This window comes from Clostridium sp. UBA6640 (assembly GCF_002455975.1).
Lineage (GTDB): Bacteria > Bacillota > Clostridia > Clostridiales > Clostridiaceae > Clostridium_J.
Genome location: NZ_DKLM01000082.1, coordinates 1 through 5,814, shown reverse-complemented (window position 1 = coordinate 5,814; position 5,814 = coordinate 1). Strand labels below are relative to the sequence as shown.

Annotated in this window: 3 protein-coding genes and 1 pseudogene; 3 read left to right on the top strand and 1 reads right to left on the bottom strand. The window is 30.2% G+C overall.

Annotated features, from left to right (window positions below):
- From B2W91_RS09330 to tet, 3 genes and pseudogenes are all read left to right on the top strand, one after another.
- Positions 1-251 (top strand): annotated as a pseudogene (locus B2W91_RS09330) (ABC transporter ATP-binding protein); the annotation flags it as partial.
- The gene (locus B2W91_RS09325; protein WP_291580259.1) at positions 251-2,032 is read left to right on the top strand and encodes an ABC transporter ATP-binding protein; all 1,782 of its coding nucleotides are present in this window, start codon (positions 251-253) and stop codon (positions 2,030-2,032) included. The pseudogene B2W91_RS09330 and the gene B2W91_RS09325, both read left to right, overlap by 1 nt.
- Before the next feature lie 567 nt (positions 2,033-2,599).
- A complete protein-coding gene (tet, locus tag B2W91_RS09320) occupies positions 2,600-4,555 on the top strand; it encodes a tetracycline resistance ribosomal protection protein (protein ID WP_291580258.1) in 1,956 nt (651 codons plus the stop codon).
- A gap of 270 nt (positions 4,556-4,825) precedes the next feature.
- On the opposite strand, the gene B2W91_RS09315 is transcribed toward tet, so the two are convergent.
- Positions 4,826-5,422 carry a superoxide dismutase gene (locus B2W91_RS09315; protein WP_291580257.1) on the bottom strand — a complete coding sequence of 199 codons (597 nt, stop codon included), beginning with the start codon at positions 5,420-5,422 and terminating at the stop codon, positions 4,826-4,828.
- Positions 5,423-5,814: the final 392 nt, after the last annotated feature.

Here is a 5,814-nt window from a genome sequence, read left to right as displayed (position 1 = left end):
TTGATGATAGTTTTTCTGCTTTAGATTTTAAAACTGATGCAATTCTTAGAGCAAGATTAAAAGAAGAAACAGGGGACGCTGTGGTTTTAATAGTTGCACAAAGAATAGGCTCTATAATGGATAGTGATAAAATTATAGTATTGAATGAAGGGGAAATAGTGGGCATAGGGACCCATAGAGAATTATTAAAGAACTGTGAAATATATAATGAGATTGCATCATCTCAACTTACAAAGGAGGAGTTAGCATAATGAAAAAATTTAAAGCTAGTATAAGTAAAATTGCTCCTTTTGTAAAAACTTATAAATTTTCTTTTATTGGTGCCATAATATTTATAATATCAGCAGCTTTTTTTAATGCTATTGCACCAATGACGGAAGGATTAGTAATAACACAACTTACGAAGGATGCAATTAACATAGGAAAAGGTGTAGAGGGAGCTTCTGTAAATTTTAATTATATTACAAAGATACTTGGACTTTTAGCGGGTATATATGTATCTAGTGCAATATCTACCTACATAGCAAATTTCTTATTAACTCATGCTATTCAAAACACCATGAGGGATTTAAGAAATGCTATTCAAGATAAGATTAAAAAATTACCAATAAGTTATTTTGATAGTAACAGCTACGGAGATGTATTAAGTCGTATTACAAATGACGTAGATACGATATCTAATGCAATGCAACAGAGTTTTATACAGATAGTTAATTCAATATTAGCGGTATTCTTAGCAGTTGTAATGATGTTTAAAATTAATACTAAAATGGCTCTTATAGCTATACTTATAATACCTCTAAGCTATTTAGTATCAAAATTCATAGTTGGGAAGTCACAAAGATTATTTTCTAGACAACAAAGAGCTTTAGGAAAATTAAATGGTACAGTTCAAGAAATGTATACTGGATTTAATGAAATAAAGCTATATGGAAAACAAAATGAAGCTATAGAGGAGTTTAAAAATATAAATCAAGAGCTTTCTAACACAGGATTTAAGGCTCAATTTATATCAAGTATAATGTCTCCAATGATTTCTTTAATAAGTTATTTAGGTATTGCAGCTATAGGGGTTATTGGAGGAATTTATGCTATTAGTGGAATAATAACGGTAGGTAATCTTCAAGCTTTTATACGTTATATATGGCAAGTAAATCAACCACTTTCTCAAGTAAGTCAGCTTTCATCTACAATACAATCTGCTTTTGCAGCAATTGAACGTGTATCTGAAATATTAAATGAAGAGGAAGAGATTCCAAATCCTGAAGACTCAGTAAAGCTTGAAAATCCTCGTGGGAATGTTACCTTTGAACATGTTAAATTTGGATATAGTGATGATAAACCACTAATAAAGGATTTAAGTGCAGAAATAAAGAGCGGTCAAATGGTAGCTATAGTTGGACCTACGGGAGCAGGTAAAACAACTTTGATAAATTTATTGATGAGATTCTATGATGTTAAAGGTGGAGCTATAAAGATAGATGGCGTAGATATTAGAGATATGAAACGTGAAGACTTACGATCAATGTTTGGAATGGTTCTTCAAGATACATGGTTATACAAGGGAACTATTTATGACAATATTGAATATGGAAGATTTGGAGCAACTAAAGAGGAAATCATAGAAGCAGCTAAAATAGCTAATGTTCATCACTTTATTAAAACTCTTCCAGATGGATATAATATGATTCTTAATGAAGAAGCTTCTAATATATCTCAAGGAGAAAAGCAGCTATTAACTATAGCTAGAGCTATAATATCAGATCCAGCCATATTAATATTAGATGAAGCCACTAGTTCGGTTGATACCAGACTAGAATTATTGCTTCAAAATGCTATGAGAAACATAATGAAAGGAAGGACTAGCTTCGTTATTGCTCATAGACTTTCAACTATCCGTAATGCAGATTTAATATTGGTTATAAATGAAGGAAATATAATAGAACAAGGAAATCATGAGGAGCTAATGAAAAAAGGTGGCTTCTATGAAAAACTTTATAATAGTCAGTTTGCGAATAAGGAAGAAGCTTAATATATTAGAAGAATAAATAGTAGCATTTTGTATGCTACTATTTATTTTTATAATATGTATAAATAGAGTTTCTAAAAAAGATAATAATAATATAGTAATATTGACAGGCTTATGTTAGCTGAAAAATCAATTATAATTAAACAGACCCTTTGAAGAGTTAAGGGGATTTCGTATAATAAGATTAAACTTAAATATAAACATAAATATAAAAAATATAAAAAATATAAACGTAAAGGTGATGTAAATTATGCAAAAAGAGGTAGTTTTAAATTAAACTAACTGAATAACGGTGATTTTTAGAATATAGATTAAAAAATCTTGAATATATCAAGGTTTATTTCCTCTGCAATTAATTTTCAAATTAATAGTAGATGTTTATTTATGTATTTCTAAAATAGCCAATATAATAATGAGCATGTTACACCTTATCTGCATAGTAGGAAAGCCGTGTTCTAAACACGGTATTTTTATATCTATTTTTGCTATGTTTATATTTAGTTATATAATTATGAGGCTGTAAATGGACGTGTGTTCATTTGCAGTTTTTTTATTTAAGGAGATAGTTATATGAATATAATTAATATAGGAATTGTAGCCCACGTTGATGCTGGGAAAACAACTACTACTGAAAATCTTTTGTATTGCAGCGGAGCTATAAAAGAAGTTGGTAAAGTTGATTTAGGAAATACACAAACAGATTCAATGGAACTTGAGCGTAAAAGGGGAATCACTATTAAATCTTCTGCCATATCATTTACGTGGAAGGATATTAAAATAAATATTATTGATACCCCAGGTCATGTAGATTTTATTTCAGAAGTAGAACGGTCATTAAGTGTATTGGATGGTGCAATATTAGTTATATCTGCAGTAGAAGGTATGCAATCACAGACTAGAATATTATTTAATACGTTAAAAGCACTTAAAATTCCAACAATAATATTTATAAATAAGTTAGATAGAGTTGGAGCTGATTATAAAAAAATAATAGGTGAGATAAAAGCCACTATGACTGATAGGATAGTTAATTTGCAAAAGGTTAAGAATGAAGGCTGCAGGGATGTTTCTTTAAGTGATTTATTTAAAGAAAATATAATTGATGATGGTATAATTGATGTTTTATCAGATTTAGATGAGTCTTTTTTAGAGGCGTATGTCGACGGGGTAGAATTTAATGAAGAAGAGATAAGAGAGAAACTTTCATTTTACTCAAGGCAAGGTAGCCTATATACAGTGTTTTGTGGTGCTGCATCAATAGGACTTGGTATTAAAAATCTATTGGATGGGATTTGCGGTTATTTACCATTTTCTCATGGAGACAGCAGTGATAAGTTATCTGGAGTAGTATTTAAAATTGAAAGAATAAATACAAGCGAAAAAAAGGTCTATGTGAGATTATTTCAGGGGAAAATATCGGTAAGAGATACAATCAGCCTGCCTAGTGAGCAGACGGTGGAAAAGGTTAAAAAAATTACTTCGCTGGAAAATGGTAAATTTGTTGAAGTACCGATCATAAAAGCTGGAGACATAGGGATATTATATGGAATTAAGAGTTTTCAAATAGGCGATATTATAGGCGTAGAAAATCACAAAATAAAAAATATATCTATAGCTAAACCAACATTGAAAACTACAATCTCTGCTGTTAATGAAGAAGAGGATAGGAATTTATTTAAGATATTAACACTACTTGCGGAAGAAGATCCTCTATTAGAGATAGGAACAGATGACAATCAGAAAGAGATATATATTAATTTATTTGGGGAAGTTCAAATGGAAATATTAAGTGAGCTTTTAAACGATTCTTATGGAATAAAAGTTCGGTTTTCAGATATCCAAACTATTTATAAAGAAACTCCTAAAGGGGGTGGCACATCTATAATTCGCATGGGGGATGAACTAAATCCTTTCTGGGCAACTGTTGGTTTAAAGATAGAGCCTTTAGAAAGAGGAGAAGGGCTTAGGTATGTTTCTGATGTTTCAACAGGTTCAGTACCAAAATCTTTTCAAAATGCCATTGAGGAGGCAGTGATTAAAACAAGTAAACAAGGATTATTTGGATGGGAAGTCACCGATATAAAAGTTACACTAATTCATGGAGCGTTTAATAGTGTTATGAGTACTCCAGCAGACTTTAGAAATGTAACGCCTATGGTATTTATGGAAGCATTATATGAGGCTAAAACAGATTTGCTAGAACCGCTGCAGGAATTTGAGCTTAGAATCCCTAGAAGCGTTTTAAGTAAAGCAATTTGGGATTTAGAAGTTAGCAGAGCAGTTTTTGAAAGTCCTATTGTAATTGATGAGGAAGTTTATATAAAAGGGCTTATTCCAGCGGAAAATTCAAAAGAATATAAATTAAAAATAGCATCATATACTGGAGGTAAAGGAATGTTTGTAACAAAATTTTATGGTTATCAAAATACAGAGTTTAAACCCCATAAAGTACGTAAGAAAACAACTTATGATCCTCTAAATAAAAAAGAGTATTTACTCCACAAATTAAATGCAATTAGAGATTGATCATAAAAAAGGAGTTCAACGAACTCCTTTTTCTAATTCACAATTTAAAATTTCTCAGCTAGCACTGAGAAATTTTAAATTGATTCTGTAGCTGCGAACAGTGTTCGTCACATATTGTTGTATTAATATCAAATCGTAATATTGACTCAAAAAACTGGCGAATGCTGTTCGCCCCTACAACAACTAGCAATTCCATTGCTAGTAAAAAAACCAATTAGAGAAGTTATTTTGTTAAAAATAATTTCAACCTATGTATCTTAAATAGTTAATTTATTTTTTACTAGCAAGTTTAAATCTTTCGTTTACAGTATCCCAGTTTACTATGTTCCACCAAGCTTCTACGAAGGCTGCTCTTTTGTTTTGATATTTTAAATAATATGCATGCTCCCATACATCTAGAATTAATAAAGGTTTAACTGCCCATTGGGTTAAATCTTGATGTTTTTCTGCAGTTAATATTACTAATTTCTGAAACATGCAATTCCAGCATAGTATAGCCCAACCAGAACCTTCTACTGCAACTGCTGCTGCAGAAAATTCTTTTTTGAAAGTTTCAAAGTTCCCGAAATCTGTATTTATTTGGTTTAATATTTCGTCCTTAGGTTCTCCACCATTAGGAGCCATGTTTTCCCAAAATAACGTATGTAATATATGACCTGCTCCGTGGAAAGCTAATTCTCTTTCGTAGTGTTTAATTAGTGCATAATCACCTGTTTTTCTACATTCCTCAATTTTCATCTCTGCATTATTTAAACCATCTACATAAGTTTTATGATGAAGATCGTGATGTATTCTTAAAGTAGCTTCATCATAATGAGGTTCTAGAGCATTATATGCATATGGTAAATCTGGTAAAGTATGAGCCATTTTATCACCTCTTAAATTATAATTTTAGGCGTTCAAAATAAAATAACTAGTAAAAGATACACTGAATAGTTTATGTCAAACAAGGTATAGTTTGCATTTATAGTTGTATTTATTATTAAATTCTTACAATATAATATGGCAAAATACACTAGCATACTAAGTAGTTATTTCGAAGATGCCCTGTGTTTATTATTACTCTTAGCTTATTTTTTATGCATAACCAATTTTGGCATAAATGATAAGGCGTAGAAGTAGAACTTATACTTTATTTTAAGAAATTTATTAAGTATAAGTTTTGATTTTATTAAATAAAGGAAAAGATGAAAAGAATTTAAAAATCAAAGTCTATTTACCAGGAAATAGAGAAAATAATAATTTATTTTATAAAAAAT

Coding starts and splice junctions, on each gene's coding strand:
- B2W91_RS09325 (WP_291580259.1), top strand. CDS start 251: ATGAAAAAATTTAAAGCTAGTATAAGTAAAATTGCTCCTTTTGTAAAA.
- tet (WP_291580258.1), top strand. CDS start 2,600: ATGAATATAATTAATATAGGAATTGTAGCCCACGTTGATGCTGGGAAA.
- B2W91_RS09315 (WP_291580257.1), bottom strand. CDS start 5,422: ATGGCTCATACTTTACCAGATTTACCATATGCATATAATGCTCTAGAA.